The following is a 13,437-nucleotide window of genomic DNA, read 5'->3' as shown; positions in this document are numbered from 1 at the left end:
TGATTAATAATTAAACTAAATCATCAATAAATTCAACCGCACGGCCAATGTAATTAGCCGGTGTTAGTTTTTTCATTTCTACTTTAGCAACTTCAGGAAGATCTAAACCATCGATGAAGTCAGCCATTATTTCTTGATTTACGCGCTTTCCACGGGTTAAATCTTTAAGTTTTTCGTATGGCTTTTCAATGCCGTATTTACGCATAACTGTTTGAATAGGCTCAGCGAGTAATTCCCAGTTTTGGTCTAGCTCTTCAAGTAAACGTGGTTCGTTAACTTCAAGCTTGCTAACACCTTTAAGCGTTGATTGATATGCAATAAGCGCATAACCCATACCCACACCAAGGTTACGTAGCACTGTCGAATCGGTAAGATCACGCTGCCAGCGAGATACAGGCAGTTTTTGTGCAAGGTGTGCAAAAATTGCATTTGCTAAACCTAAGTTACCTTCTGAGTTTTCAAAATCAATAGGGTTAACTTTGTGTGGCATAGTTGATGAGCCAATTTCGCCAGCAATGGTTTTTTGCTTAAAGTGGTTAAGGGCAATGTAACCCCAAACATCACGGTCAAAATCAAGCAAAATAGTATTAAAACGTGCAATTGCATCAAATAATTCTGCAATGTAATCATGTGGTTCAATTTGTGTGGTAAACGGGTTCAATGTTAACCCTAGGCTCGATACAAACTTATCTGCATGAGTATGCCAGTCGTAATCTGGATAAGCGCTAAGGTGAGCATTATAGTTACCAACAGCGCCATTTACTTTACCAAGCATTTCTACTTGCGCAATTTGATCGCGTTGACGCTTTAAACGCATGTATACGTTTGCAAACTCTTTACCCATAGTTGATGGTGTAGCAGGTTGTCCGTGCGTACGAGTCATCATTGGCACTGCTTTGTACTCAATTGCTTTTTCTTTGATGGCGTTAAGTAATTGGTCACAGTATGGCAATAATACGCTGTCACGTGCTTCAGTTAACATTAAACCATGTGATAGGTTGTTAATGTCTTCTGAGGTACATGCAAAGTGAATAAATTCGTTAATAGCATGTAGCTCTGCGTTATCAGCTACTTTTTCCTTTAAAAGGTATTCAACGGCTTTGACGTCGTGGTTAGTTGTTCGTTCAATATCCTTAACGCGCTGCGCGTCGGCTTCACTGAAGTTATCAACAATAGCGTTTAAAAGTGCATTTGCTTGGTCGCTAAATGCGGGCACTTCTTTAATGTCGCTTGCTGCAGCTAACGCTTGCAACCAACGCACTTCAACAATTACACGGTATTTAATTAATCCAAATTCGCTGAAAATACTGCGTAGTTCAGTGGTTTTGCTGCCGTAGCGACCATCAACTGGCGAGATAGCCGTTAACGCTGAAAGCTCCATAATAACTCCTAAATTTTTGTTTGAACGATAATTAAATTTTTGCTTTAGCAATGGCGATTATTTTTCTTTTTGCAAAGAAAAAATGACGGCGTTTACCGCCCATTTGTCGCCACAATACTGCACTTCTGATGCCGGCAAGTAGTAATGCGCGGATTTTATTTTGAGTGAGTTGCTGTTTTAATAACTCGGGTTTACCATAAACCTGTATTCGGTGCCCAAGGGGGCTTAGCACCGACGAGTATATATCTGCCAAACCGGCAACAACGGTGTCATCGGTTATAGCAAAATGGTCTAAACGACGATGAATATCATCAATACGTTTACCTAATTCGTTTAAGCTTTTGTCGTTTGCGCTAAGTGCTCGCTCAAGCTGCATTAAGCCACCTACATATTTTACAATCTCAACGTCTTTCTGAGCGCCCGCTGATAGCTGTTCCATCAACGTTTTGTAGCCATCTCGTAAATTGTGAGTGCCTTGATATACATCTTCTGGTGATGCTGGCGATGTTTGTACAATACTAGAAAGTAATATGTCTAAATCGTGTTCATTATTACTGCCGTATTGCGCTATTTTTTGTACTTGTTTAGCGGCTTGGCACATAGCGGCAAGCGCCATAACTTGGTGTTCATTCATTACTTGATCACCGAGTCAATAATACCGCCGCCTAAACAAACTTCTTGCGCATAAAATACTGCAGACTGACCTGGTGTAACCGCTTTTTGAGGTTCATCAAATAACACACGGGCCATACCGTCATCACCAACAAGCAAAGTACACTTTATATCTTCTTGACGGTAACGTGTTTTAACTGTGCAACGCGTTGTTCCTTTTGGACCTACACGGTCTACCCAGTGAAGTTGGTTAGCATTTAAACCATTACTATATAGGCGAGGGTGGTCTTTACCCTGGCCAACAATAAGTACGTTACGCTCGACATCTTTGTCTACAACGTACCAAGGTTCGCCTGAGCCTTCTTTCATACCGCCAATTAATAAGCCTTTTCGTTGGCCAAGTGTGTGGTACATTAAGCCTTCGTGCTCGCCAACGTTATTACCTTCAGTGTCTTCAATAACACCTGGTTGTGCAGGTAAAAACTTTTGTAAAAAGTCTTTAAACTTACGTTCACCAATAAAACAAATACCAGTGCTGTCTTTTTTATCATGTGTGATTAAATCTTGCTCTTCAGCAATACGGCGAACTTCTGGCTTGGCGATATCGCCTACAGGGAAAAGCGTTTGAGCAATGTGTTCATGACTTAACGTGTATAAAAAGTAACTCTGGTCTTTGTTGTTATCTAAACCACGGCACATTACATATTTGTCGTCCCGAAGCTCACGACGCACATAATGGCCTGTCGCAATAAAGTCAGCTCCGAGTGCTTGTGCAGCAAATTCCAAGAAGGCTTTAAATTTGATTTCCTTATTACACATAATATCGGGGTTAGGCGTGCGGCCTGCTTTGTACTCTTCTAAAAAGTATTCAAATACGTTATCCCAATATTCAGCTGCAAAGTTAACAGTATGAAGTTCGATACCTAACTTGTCACACACGGCTTGCGCATCTTTTAGGTCTTCTGCAGCGGCACAATACTCGTCATTGTCGTCTTCTTCCCAGTTCTTCATAAACAGGCCTTCTACTTGGTAGCCTTGTTGTTGTAACAAATATGCAGATACTGAAGAATCAACACCGCCGGACATGCCAACGATGACTTTAATGTGACTATTTTCGCTCATGAATAATTTCGCTTATACAGATTACTGTTAACTTGGAAAGGCCGCGATTATAGCATGTATTTTGTTTGCGCTTAAAGAGACTAACAAGGCAAACCTTACAATTAGTGAGTAATTTATTAATATAATAAATAGCTAAGATACCTAAGGCGCTTACATAACATTTTTTTGATAAAAGTTGATTCTAATTCTACGCTTAACGTAAAGAACAAAATACGAGCCATATGTTAAAAATTAATAATAAGTTCTTTAAAAGTGATTAGAGTATATATACACTCATTAATAATAAAGTTTGATGGGTTAGCCCATTCAATAAGCTGTAAAATATAATCAATGGAATGAATATATGAATCACGCATACAAAATTAATAAAATTAGATCGTTTGTAGAACAAAACAAACACCAAGTAAATCTCATCTCAAATAAGCTTTTAATCATAAACCTGCAAGAATTAAAAAAGTCAGCCTACCATCTTTTTTATGAACTAATAAAACTCAAGCATGCTCAGCAAGCGCAATCTCATCACCAAATCAGTGATTTGTTTAATTTAATTAAAAACACTACAGAAGTGCTTAGCCTCGAAATGAAGCTTTTAGATAAATTAGAACACTGGTGGCTAGAATGGTATTTTGCTTTACAAATGCATGAACAATTGAGCGCTGAAAGTAAAGAAATGCCGATGAGCTTTTTATCACGCAGTACCTTAAACCCAATGCGAAAACATGAGATAAGTCACTATGCTAAATTATTTTCAGTGCTCCATATGCCAGTGTGTAATGTGTGTAGCAAAACCGGTGATATTCTTAGGGTAAACCAACGGTTTGTAGATGTGTTTGGTTATACTGTTGAGGATGTGCCTAACCTACATGCATGGTGGAAAAAGGCCTACCCAGATCCGCACTACAGAGTGCAAGCTCAAAATTTATGGTCTGAAGCTTTGAAAAAAGCGAAAAGTAGTAATGACGATATACCTGCCAATAACTACACAGTTGCACGTAGTGATGGCACTCAAGTGGTTATGGAGGTATCGGGCATAAAGATAGGCGAAGAATTTTTAGCCGTATTTAAAGATGCAACCGAGCGAATAGAGGCTGAGGATATTTTAAGGGATATGGCGTTTTTGGACTCATTAACCAAAATTGCCAACAGACGTCGATTTGATGAAAAACTTGCTCATGAATTTGATAAAGCGAAGGAGTGTGAAGGGGCAATATCGTTAATAATTATTGATGTTGATTTTTTTAAACAGTTTAACGACCGTTACGGACATTTGGCTGGGGATTCTTGCTTATATGAAGTGGCTCAAACTATTGCATCGACAGTAAATCGTCCTGAAGACTTTGTTGCCAGATATGGTGGTGAAGAGTTTGTTGTATTGCTCCCTGATACTGATAAGGAAGGTGCATTATTTATTGCTGAGCAAATACAAAAGGCCGTTGAAGCTTTAGCAATTGTGCATGAGGATACCTACAGTGGCTTTTTGTCAGTGAGCATGGGCGTTAACTCAACGGCTAGTTCCCAAGACGATAAGGTAAGCTTTGTTAAAGGAGCCGACAACGCACTGTATTATGCAAAAGACCAAGGCCGAAACTGTATTGCATTACACTCTGAAAGTTAGATTAAATTTTTATTACAAAGGTTTAGGTGAGGGGGTAGCGATGGCGTGAAAGTTTTGCTCTATGTTTACTTATCCTTACATGGATGCAAGTCAGAAGAATAGGCTGGAGCAATTACACACCCCACGTCACTAAGTAATCCCTCTAGGCAGAGTAAACTTTAAAACACACCATTAATATGCCTTAATTTTTTATTAGTTGTAAATAGTATCTAAGCTTAATAGCGGACGCGTCACCGCGTCATCAATGCACTTTTGAACGAGCGGACTTCGCAGTGGTAAAGATTTAACTTTCTCTAGGTTAAACCAATGGGCACTTATAATATCATCATCAATAGGGTTGAGTTGTTGGTTGGTGCCACTAGCATCAAATAAAAAACAAAACCTTAGGTAATGAACGCCGTTGTCAGCGTACAAGTTATAAACACCTAAAAAGCCTGTAGGGGTGAGCGATAAACCTGTTTCTTCATATAATTCGCGGCTTGCTGCTTGAGCTAGTGTTTCGTTCTTTTCTAAATGACCAGCCGGTTGATTATAGCAAATTTGCTTAGTATATTTATCGCGTTCTTTTACTAATAAGTATTCGTTATGGTTTTTAACTATTGCGGCTACTGTTACATTTGGTTTATGCATTAATGCTACCTTTAATGATTTTATATTCACCAGTATTAATGTCGTCTAAAGTGTAATTACCTATGCTGTAACGAATTAGCCTAAGAGTAGGATGGCCAATGTGAGCTGTCATTCGGCGAACTTGTCTATTTTTACCTTCATTAATGGTAATACTGAGCCATGAGGTAGGTATAGACTTTCGTTCACGGACAGGGGGAGTTCGTTGCCAAATGTTAGGCTCTTCTATCATTTTTACATTAGCAGGCAGTGTGAGCCCATCTTTAAGCTCAACGCCTTTACACAAAGCTTGTATTGACTCAGTCGAAGGCTCACCTTCTACTTGAACCCAGTACGTTTTATTGGTTTTTTTATTAGGTGCTGTTAATGTATTTTGTAGTTTCCCGCAGTTTGTGAGCAGCAATAAACCTTCGCTATCGCGGTCTAACCGTCCTGCAGCATATACATCCTTGATAGGAATAAATTCAGCTAGCGTCTTTCTGTCTGCATCGTCTGTAAATTGACAAAGCACATCAAATGGCTTGTTAAAAAGTACAATTTTTTTGTCTTTAGCGTCTATTTGAGGTTTTATTTCTCTTTTGTTTGTAGGCTTTTTAATTGCACTTCTAGAATACGTGCGACCCGTATTACGCTTGGTTGAGGAAGCGGGGGCTTGCTTGTTACTCGATTTACTTCTCATTAAATACACCTTGCTGGTTTTGGTAATCCAGCAATTTTTGTAGCTTGTTTAGCTGGGCCTTTTGGAAACAATTTATAAAGGTAAATACTATTACCTTTATCTTCTCCGAGTGCTTTGGCCATGGCTTTTACTAGCATGCGGATGGCTGGACTTGTGTTGTATTCAAGATAAAATTCGCGGACGAAGTTAATCACTTCCCAGTGTTGTTCGCTAAGCGATATGTTTTCTTGCTCTGCAATAATGGGGGCTAGTTGCTTAGACCATTGTGTATGGTCGAGTAAATAACCTTGCTTATCTGTGTCTATTGTTTGTTGGTTAAATTCAAGCATGGGTTACCAAGTAATTAATTGCGTAGAGGTTAAAGTAAGAGACACAAACTCGTCATAGCTAATGGCAGTGTCGTTATTTGATAGCTTAATTGCACGAACGAGTGCGTCCTCTTCAAGTACTAAGAGGGTGTCTGAAAATTGTTTAAATTGTTTATTAGCAAAGCATGCGTCACCTAAAAGCAATATACGGTCATCAGCACAAATTAAGTTTTCTAGCTGGTTAGCAGAATAGTAATTTAATGGTTTTGAAAAAATATGTAGTGTGCTCATAAGGTCACCACGTGATGTTGTTTTTTGATAAGTGTTTGTTGTTCATCAAATGTAACCGCGTGCGCGTCTATGAGTAAATCAGTTTTACTTAGGCCATAATCAAGGAGCGATTTTTCACATACATAGATGTTTTCTACGTCATAAACTTCTAGCGTTTTTATGTTTTTAAAAAAATCTTTAATACCTATGGTGGAAGGGGTTTGATTCTTTTTTAATGCTAAAACAGCGGGGCCACTAAATAACCAGCTTATGTTTTGATCGACAGCTGCAAAAATTAACGTCATATCGAGGGCATCTCGCAGGTTAAGATCATCAAATGGGCTACTTTGACTCATTACTAATACATTAATCATTTAAATTGCACCCACTTATCAGCGTCGCTTACAAGCATTGCGAATTCAGCTAAACCTGCAACAGAAAATACGCCTGTGTTTGACGTATCTAAGCCTCTTTTTTCTGCCGCGGTTACACACAGCATAAGGTTAATATTTTGACTTGATAGCGTCTGCCATAATGCGCTAATTTGAAGCTCGTCAGAGGCTAAGTCAAAATGTGTTGATGCATGATAAACGCCTTGCTGATACAAAAATATTGCGTCTATGGTGTGCCCTTGAGATAAACACGCATTAGCAAACTTAATTATGCGTTGGCTGGTGTCGTGATCTGATGGTGGTGTGTGTAATGAAAGAACAAATCGTGCCAAAACAATTCCAATAAAAAAGCCCCAATAAAGGGGCTATTTTAACAGAACTATTTAATTAGTCATCACTTGCGCCAAGTAGGTGCAGTAGTGAAGTAAATAGATTGTACACATTTAGGTATAAAGATACTGTAGCGCGAATGTAGTTAGTTTCTCCGCCGTTAATAATGCGGCTTGTATCAAATAAAATTAAGCCAGACATAATTAATACAACCGCAGCGTTAAGCACCATAAACATTAAAGAACTACCGATGAATATGTTAACAATGCTTGCAACAATAACCACAATTAGGCCAACCGTTAAAAAGCCGCCCATAAAAGAGAAGTCTTTTTTGGTGTTGAGCGCATATGCAGATAGACCAAAGAAAATAAGTGCTGTTGAACCAAGAGCTTGCATTATAAGCATTGGGCCATTAGGCATGGCAGCGTAATGGTTTAACATTGGACCTAAACCAGCCCCCATTAAACCTGTGAAAGCAAATACCCAAAATACACCAGATGCGGTGTCAGCTTTTTTGTTTACAACAAATAATAAACCAAACGAAACCAGTGTGAACACAATTCCCATAAAGTAAGGTAATTGTAGTGCCATTGAGATACCGGCAGTCACTGCACTAAATGCAAGTGTCATCGCAAGTAAAAAGTAGGTGTTTTTAAGTACCTTGTTTGTTTCAATGGTAGACATTACCGGTTTAGCGGTATTGTACGATTGATTAAACGCCATTGTAGAGCTCCTTTAAGTGAAACGTGTGTTTCGATAATTTAACTAAAATTAGATTACCAACTCTTATATGTTTGGGCAAACCTTTGTGGATCAATAGACACTAATTTTTTAATTAAAGTTCATTTAACCACCAAAAAGAAAGTTTTTGTTTTATCTTTGAACAAATTAGTTGTTTTTTAAGCACTTAAGCAATTTTTTTAAAAAAAAGCTTCACAAAGCCAACGGGTTTCCCTATTATGCAGGCCGTGCGGAGAGATGGCAGAGTGGTCGAATGCACCGGTCTTGAAAACCGGCATAGGTTTGTAGCCTATCTAGGGTTCAAATCCCTATCTCTCCACCACTTATTACAATAACTATGAGTACACTCTTACTTGTAGTTTATAGCACTTTAGGAGAGATGGCAGAGTGGTCGAATGCACCGGTCTTGAAAACCGGCATAGGTTTGTAGCCTATCTAGGGTTCAAATCCCTATCTCTCCACCATTATATTAAAGCCCGCTAAACAGCGGGCTTTTTGTATTGGAAACAAAATTCCTCACTTAATTATGACCCGCTTTTTATCCACGAGTCATATCTAAAGTTCATTGAACGCTAATATGTATATTTTACATCACGAAACAATGTTTATTTAGCTTCATGTTTGACTTTCTTGCCGATTAAAAATCACTATAAAAAGAGTTTAAATGCAATAGAATGCGCATATTAATGTGTGTTACTTTTAAATATCTCAAAACTAAAGGTATATAAAATAGGATGTTGTGGCTAAAAGATGACTTAGAATCAAGGAAGTTAGTTATATATCGTGCTGTTATGTTCTCGTTTATAACACTTTTTGTACTTTTTATTTTTCAACCGTTTGGTACTTCAAACGATAGCGAACCCTATAAGTTTCTCCGGCTATCTGGATATGGGTTAGTCACCTTTTGTGCTTTGCTCCTATCGGGTGCAATTGAAATCGCATTACTCAAAATAAACTTTAATGATAAGTTAAAACATTTAACTATTATTCCTTTTACATATTTACTGATAACAGCATTATTTAATCACGGGTATTTTGTGGTTGCAGTGCTGGGGTCTTGGCACTGGCAAAATCAATTATTCTTCGTGGGATATATATTTTGTATTGGTGTATTTCCCCTTATATTTTTACTTCTGGTAAACCGGCACGTAAAAAATTTAATACCCTCAAGCGCAGCTGACGAAAATCAAACGCGGATAGAAGAAACTGCGTTAGAGACAATCTCACTAAAAGGCGAAAATAAAAATGATGAGGTTAAAGTTGCTCACCATCACATCTTATTTATTAAATCTGCTGATAATTACTGTGAAATCACCATTTTTGATGGTGATAAAATAGTTCAGAGTTTATTACGAACATCACTTACAGGATTGTTAAGACAACTACCTCACAATACATCTGTTATAAAATGCCACCGTTCTTATGCGATCAACTTACAAAGCGTTAAGCATTATAGTGGTAACGCAGGTGGGTTACAGTTATCACTTAATGAATCAAATGTTACAATACCAGTGTCTCGCACCTACGTTAAAACAATAAAAGACGCTTTGTTGTTAGCCCCAAAAACATGTTAACCACCCCAAAACAGTGAGTTTTATACCTTAAATTGCAGCTAAGCCCTAATGAGTCGCTTTGTGCTTATGCTATTGCCAGGATTAAGTTGAATTTAACAACTTAACGAGGAAAAGAGGTATGAAACACGCTATGCATGCGTTTCTAATAATTACTATATTTATATTTTGTCACTACGTAATGAGGCATTTTTGGGGAGATGGTTGGTCTAGCTGGTTATCTAATATTGATAACCAAACTGATATTTTATTCATTCCCGCTAAATTTACCTTTTTATATGGTCCGTTAGTTGCTGCTGCCATTGTTTTGTTTAAACAAGAGAGGTTGTTTGAGTCAATAGGACTTAGCTCTGATGGATTCATTAATTATACACTTGCAGCGTTGCTCTGTTGTATTCCTATGACTCTAGGGTATGCATTTTTAAGTAGTGAACTTCATCTTTCGATATCAGCGATCATTACGGGTTCGGTTTATGCCGGTTTTTTTGAAGAGGTTATCTTTAGAGCTGCATTATTTGGTGTGCTATTTAAATACTGCCGTTGGGGCTTTATACCTGCAGCGTTAGTTAGTTCTGTGATATTTGGTATGGGGCACATTTATCAAGGCAATGACCCTTTATCTGCAGTGATGGCAGTTACGGTAACAACGATTGCAGGGACTTGGTTTGCGTGGCTGTATTGCGAATGTGGATACCGTATTTGGTTCCCAATGTGGATGCATATTTTTATGAATGCGGCTTACGGGATCTTTGGGATGTCAGGTGGGGCAGCAGGGGATTTACAAGGTAATCTATTTAAGGCAACAGCAATTGTATTAAGTATTGTGTATGTAGAGATGCTAATTCGAAAAGGTAAACCACGCGAAGTAGTTTTATGTAAATTGCTTCAAACCCGAGCTCATTCAGCTGCGTGTGCAGTAAATTAATATTAAATGCAGGAGTTATTATGTTCGAATTATTTATAGTTATTATTGTATTTAGCTCACCCGTTCTGTTATTGGCAGCCCTTAAGCGCTACTTCAGTTATAAAACCTCAAAGGTTGAGACACAAGCAAAATTGCAAAGTGCTATTGATGCTTCAAAGATCGTAGCATTAGAAAAACAATCAAAAGTCTTAAACGAAAGGTTGGCGGTGCTAGAAGAAATTGTAACTTCTCGTCGTTTTGAACTCTCAAGCCAAATAGCTCAGTTATGACAACTGAGCTGTTTTGAGCTTAAAACTTTACGCTTATAAAAAGTGATGAGTTGATGGCGTAAAGTGGTTTATTTTTATTCGTAATTTACGACCATAGTCTCTGTTTCTAACTTTGGGTTCTTGGTGCATGCTTATAAATAGAGTTTAAGTGTGTTGTTAAGGACTATTAAATGAAACACCAATTAGCAAAAAGCGTTGCGCTTTCATTACTTTCTCCTGTGATTGTGGGTAGCCTATTAGGTATTTATTATTCAATAACGCTACAAGGTGAATTTGTCTCTATATTTTTTTCATTATTGATGACAGCCATATCTAATGCGCATATTGTTGGCTTAACAATGGCTGCATTTGTTGTCCCAGGCTATTTATTAATGTTTAAATATTCAAAAGTAAACTATTCCGGTGTTTTAACGCTTGGTTTACTTGGTGGTGCTATTTTTAGCTTTCTTTTAAGTGCCTCCACAGGCGAAATATTTTTAATAAATAGTGTTATGTCAGCAATAGCGGCAGGGCTGTTTTTATTTGGTCTTCGTAAAACTTCAAAATCATAATCGCGTCTTTATTAACCAAGGACGCTTTTAAACTACGGAAATTCCTTTTTTTTACCTGCAAAAGGTTCCAATTTTTCATCACAAAGAGTACCTTTAGCTACTGTATGTTTAATAAGAAGTAGTTTGGTATGCAAAAGCACGATTTTTACCAGTCATTAGTTAAACAAACTGAATCGCTGATTGCCGGTGAGTCGAATGTAATTGCTAATATGGCAAATATAAGCGCGCTGTTATTTACCTCTTTAGAGGATGTAAATTGGGCGGGCTTTTACTTTATTGATTCGCCGTCAGAATTAGTGCTAGGCCCATTTCAGGGTAACCCAGCGTGTATCCGTATTCCAGTTGGAAAGGGTGTATGTGGAACGGCTGCAGCTACGTTGCAAACACAACTAATTGAAGATGTTCATGCCTTCGATGGGCATATTGCCTGTGATGCAGCATCGAACTCTGAGATTGTTGTACCTATCATGAAACATGGTAAAATATTTGCAGTGCTAGATATTGATAGTCCTAGTATTTCTAGATTTGACACTGATGACAAAGCGGGATTAGAAGCATTGGTTAAATGCTTTGAGGCTAGCTTGTAATGAAAGATTTGCTAAATGTTCAGGACTACCTGTTTGCTATACAAGATGTAGGCGATTGGGAAGGAGAAGAAGAACATGTAGCGGAAACGCTCAATGATTTGATTCACATTGCTTGGGACAAACTCCCAGATGATTTAGATTGTGAATCAATCGATGAAATAATAAATGGTATTTGGGAACACCTTCGAGGTGATATGGCTGTACTTGAAGCCGATTTCGAAGAATTGGTCGACTGGGTAATACACTATGTTGATTCGTCCCTTGATGAAAAGATGTGAAAAATAGGTTCTAAAATGGAAACCACAAACAAGCTAAAAGATATTAATGAAGTATTGGAGTTCTTGTACCAAGAATTTCCACAATGTTTTAAACAAAAAGACGGTATCAAACCGCTTAAAGTCGGTATTTTTAAAGATATTGCTGAGCGTATTGAAGGGTCTGAAAAAGTAAGCAAGACTCAAGTTCGTCAAGCACTAAGAAAATACACGTCTAACTGGCGTTATTTAGAAGCTGTGGCAAAATCGGAGTTTCGTATTGACCTTGATGGCAATGAAGGTGAAAAAGTTGAGCAAGAGCACATTGATCATGCTCAAAAAGCACTAGAAGAAAGCCGTGCAAAAATGGCGAAGCGAAAAAAACAACAGCGTCCACGTCAAGACTCAGATTCTAAAAACTTTAAGAAAAAGCCTGCACATGCAAACAAGGGCGCTGATAAAAATGCGTCAGCTAGCAAAGCAACTAAATCTGCACCCGCTAAACGTTCAGGTAAAATTGAACCTTTACCAGCAACAGAGGTCAAGGTTAACAACAAGGTTAAAGTTAAACTAGGCCAAGCACTTGTAAATGCAGTAATCACTGAAGTAAATAAAGACGACGTTCATGTTGAATTAGTGACTGGTATGCAAGTTAAAACCAAAGCAGACAGCTTATACACTGTTTAAGTTGTACATAAATTAAGGAGTTTGTATGAGTAAAAAGTTTACGCTCATTCCGGTAGTTGCAGCCCTGTTTTCAGGTTCATTATTTGCTGCTGTAGAGCCTGTCACCATTGATGATTTACCTCTACTCAAGCAGGAAAGTCAACATGGCACTGCCAGTAAGCGCGTGGCAAGCTTATTTACTCGTTCACACTATATCCCGGTTCGATTTAACGATGAACTTTCTAGTAAAGTATACGATCGTTACATCGAATCCCTTGATTTTAATAAAAGCGTTTTTTTAGCCAGTGATATTGCATCCTTTGAGCAATATCGCGATAGCTTTGACAACGCTTTAACTACCGGCAAGCTAGGCTTCACGTTTGATATTTTTAATTTAAGCCTAAAGCGCCGTTTTGAACGTTACGAATATTCACTTTCTTTATTAGAAAATGAAATGACGTTCGAAAAACAAGATGAATACTTTTTTGATCGTGAAGATGCAACGTGGCCAACATCGCAAGCAGAGCTAGACGAGAT

At 38.1% G+C, this 13,437-nt stretch carries 18 protein-coding genes, 2 tRNA genes and 1 pseudogene; 11 read left to right on the top strand and 10 right to left on the bottom strand.

Features of this window, described 5'->3' with window-relative positions:
* Positions 1-10: 10 nt before the first annotated feature.
* The 3 genes from purB to mnmA are packed head-to-tail and all read right to left on the bottom strand — an operon-like array spanning position 11 to position 3,115.
* Positions 11-1,381: an adenylosuccinate lyase gene (gene purB / locus BCG07_RS16055; RefSeq protein ID WP_006792839.1), complete on the bottom strand. Its 1,371-nt coding sequence runs from the start codon at positions 1,379-1,381 to the stop codon at positions 11-13.
* A 31-nt stretch (positions 1,382-1,412) separates the two neighbouring features.
* The gene (hflD, locus tag BCG07_RS16050; protein WP_006792838.1) at positions 1,413-2,015 is read right to left on the bottom strand and encodes a high frequency lysogenization protein HflD; all 603 of its coding nucleotides are present in this window, start codon (positions 2,013-2,015) and stop codon (positions 1,413-1,415) included.
* Positions 2,015-3,115, bottom strand: a complete 1,101-nt coding sequence (mnmA, locus tag BCG07_RS16045) for a tRNA 2-thiouridine(34) synthase MnmA (RefSeq protein WP_286891082.1) — start codon at positions 3,113-3,115, stop codon at positions 2,015-2,017. The genes hflD and mnmA overlap by 1 nt, the downstream gene beginning before the upstream one ends.
* A 343-nt stretch (positions 3,116-3,458) precedes the next feature.
* Here mnmA and BCG07_RS16040 point away from each other — a divergent pair, with 343 nt between their 5' ends.
* A complete protein-coding gene (locus tag BCG07_RS16040) occupies positions 3,459-4,730 on the top strand; it encodes a sensor domain-containing diguanylate cyclase (RefSeq protein ID WP_286891081.1) in 1,272 nt (423 codons plus the stop codon).
* A gap of 192 nt (positions 4,731-4,922) precedes the next feature.
* Here BCG07_RS16040 and BCG07_RS16035 read toward each other — a convergent pair whose 3' ends face one another.
* Genes BCG07_RS16035 through BCG07_RS16005 form a run of 7 tightly spaced genes read right to left on the bottom strand, consistent with a single transcriptional unit; the run spans position 4,923 to position 8,059 of the window.
* Positions 4,923-5,360 (bottom strand): NUDIX domain-containing protein, encoded by a 438-nt coding sequence (locus tag BCG07_RS16035; protein WP_286891079.1) that lies wholly within the window; start codon positions 5,358-5,360, stop codon positions 4,923-4,925.
* Positions 5,353-6,036: a pseudouridine synthase gene (locus tag BCG07_RS16030; protein WP_286891077.1), complete on the bottom strand. Its 684-nt coding sequence runs from the start codon at positions 6,034-6,036 to the stop codon at positions 5,353-5,355. Before BCG07_RS16030 ends, BCG07_RS16035 begins: the two co-directional genes overlap by 8 nt.
* On the bottom strand, positions 6,036-6,365 hold the full coding sequence (locus BCG07_RS16025; RefSeq protein WP_006792832.1) for a TusE/DsrC/DsvC family sulfur relay protein: 330 nt from the start codon (positions 6,363-6,365) through the stop codon (positions 6,036-6,038). Before BCG07_RS16025 ends, BCG07_RS16030 begins: the two co-directional genes overlap by 1 nt.
* Before the next feature lie 3 nt (positions 6,366-6,368).
* On the bottom strand, positions 6,369-6,635 hold the full coding sequence (locus BCG07_RS16020) for a DsrH/TusB family sulfur metabolism protein (RefSeq protein ID WP_006792831.1): 267 nt from the start codon (positions 6,633-6,635) through the stop codon (positions 6,369-6,371).
* On the bottom strand, positions 6,632-6,988 hold the full coding sequence (gene tusC / locus BCG07_RS16015; RefSeq protein ID WP_286891073.1) for a sulfurtransferase complex subunit TusC: 357 nt from the start codon (positions 6,986-6,988) through the stop codon (positions 6,632-6,634). Before tusC ends, BCG07_RS16020 begins: the two co-directional genes overlap by 4 nt.
* Positions 6,985-7,338: a sulfurtransferase complex subunit TusD gene (gene tusD, locus BCG07_RS16010; RefSeq protein ID WP_286891071.1), complete on the bottom strand. Its 354-nt coding sequence runs from the start codon at positions 7,336-7,338 to the stop codon at positions 6,985-6,987. Before tusD ends, tusC begins: the two co-directional genes overlap by 4 nt.
* Positions 7,339-7,393: 55 nt before the next feature.
* Positions 7,394-8,059: a Bax inhibitor-1/YccA family protein gene (locus BCG07_RS16005; RefSeq protein WP_006792828.1), complete on the bottom strand. Its 666-nt coding sequence runs from the start codon at positions 8,057-8,059 to the stop codon at positions 7,394-7,396.
* 249 nt (positions 8,060-8,308) lie between these two features.
* On the opposite strand from BCG07_RS16005, the gene BCG07_RS16000 reads away from it, so the two are divergent.
* The 10 genes and pseudogenes from BCG07_RS16000 to BCG07_RS15955 all read left to right on the top strand — a co-directional run.
* Positions 8,309-8,399: transfer RNA gene (locus BCG07_RS16000), tRNA-Ser, on the top strand.
* Between the two features lie 51 nt (positions 8,400-8,450).
* A tRNA-Ser gene (locus BCG07_RS15995) sits at positions 8,451-8,541 on the top strand.
* Positions 8,542-8,811: 270 nt separating this feature from the next.
* Positions 8,812-9,651 (top strand): LytR/AlgR family response regulator transcription factor, encoded by an 840-nt coding sequence (locus tag BCG07_RS15990; RefSeq protein WP_286891069.1) that lies wholly within the window; start codon positions 8,812-8,814, stop codon positions 9,649-9,651.
* A 118-nt stretch (positions 9,652-9,769) separates the two neighbouring features.
* Positions 9,770-10,573: a CPBP family intramembrane glutamic endopeptidase gene (locus BCG07_RS15985; protein ID WP_243530650.1), complete on the top strand. Its 804-nt coding sequence runs from the start codon at positions 9,770-9,772 to the stop codon at positions 10,571-10,573.
* Positions 10,574-10,593: 20 nt separating this feature from the next.
* Positions 10,594-10,842, top strand: coding sequence for a hypothetical protein (locus tag BCG07_RS15980; protein WP_243530647.1), 249 nt, complete (start codon positions 10,594-10,596; stop codon positions 10,840-10,842).
* Positions 10,843-11,012: 170 nt separating this feature from the next.
* Positions 11,013-11,393 carry a hypothetical protein gene (locus BCG07_RS15975; RefSeq protein WP_008127308.1) on the top strand — a complete coding sequence of 127 codons (381 nt, stop codon included), beginning with the start codon at positions 11,013-11,015 and terminating at the stop codon, positions 11,391-11,393.
* Positions 11,394-11,521: 128 nt separating this feature from the next.
* Entirely contained in the window at positions 11,522-11,980 is a 459-nt protein-coding gene (msrC, locus tag BCG07_RS15970; protein ID WP_006792823.1) for a free L-methionine (R)-S-oxide reductase MsrC, read from the top strand.
* A complete protein-coding gene (locus BCG07_RS15965) occupies positions 11,980-12,258 on the top strand; it encodes a hypothetical protein (protein WP_006792822.1) in 279 nt (92 codons plus the stop codon). Before msrC ends, BCG07_RS15965 begins: the two co-directional genes overlap by 1 nt.
* A gap of 15 nt (positions 12,259-12,273) precedes the next feature.
* A complete protein-coding gene (gene proQ / locus BCG07_RS15960) occupies positions 12,274-12,921 on the top strand; it encodes an RNA chaperone ProQ (RefSeq protein WP_243530644.1) in 648 nt (215 codons plus the stop codon).
* Between the two features lie 25 nt (positions 12,922-12,946).
* Positions 12,947-13,437, top strand: a pseudogene (locus tag BCG07_RS15955) (carboxy terminal-processing peptidase); the annotation flags it as partial.

This window comes from Pseudoalteromonas sp. ESRF-bin5 (genome assembly GCF_002632075.1).
In the GTDB taxonomy this organism is placed as follows: Bacteria; Pseudomonadota; Gammaproteobacteria; order Enterobacterales; family Alteromonadaceae; genus Pseudoalteromonas; species Pseudoalteromonas marina.
The sequence above is the reverse complement of the archived record's forward strand: the minus strand, read 5'-3'. Positions and strand labels throughout refer to the sequence as shown.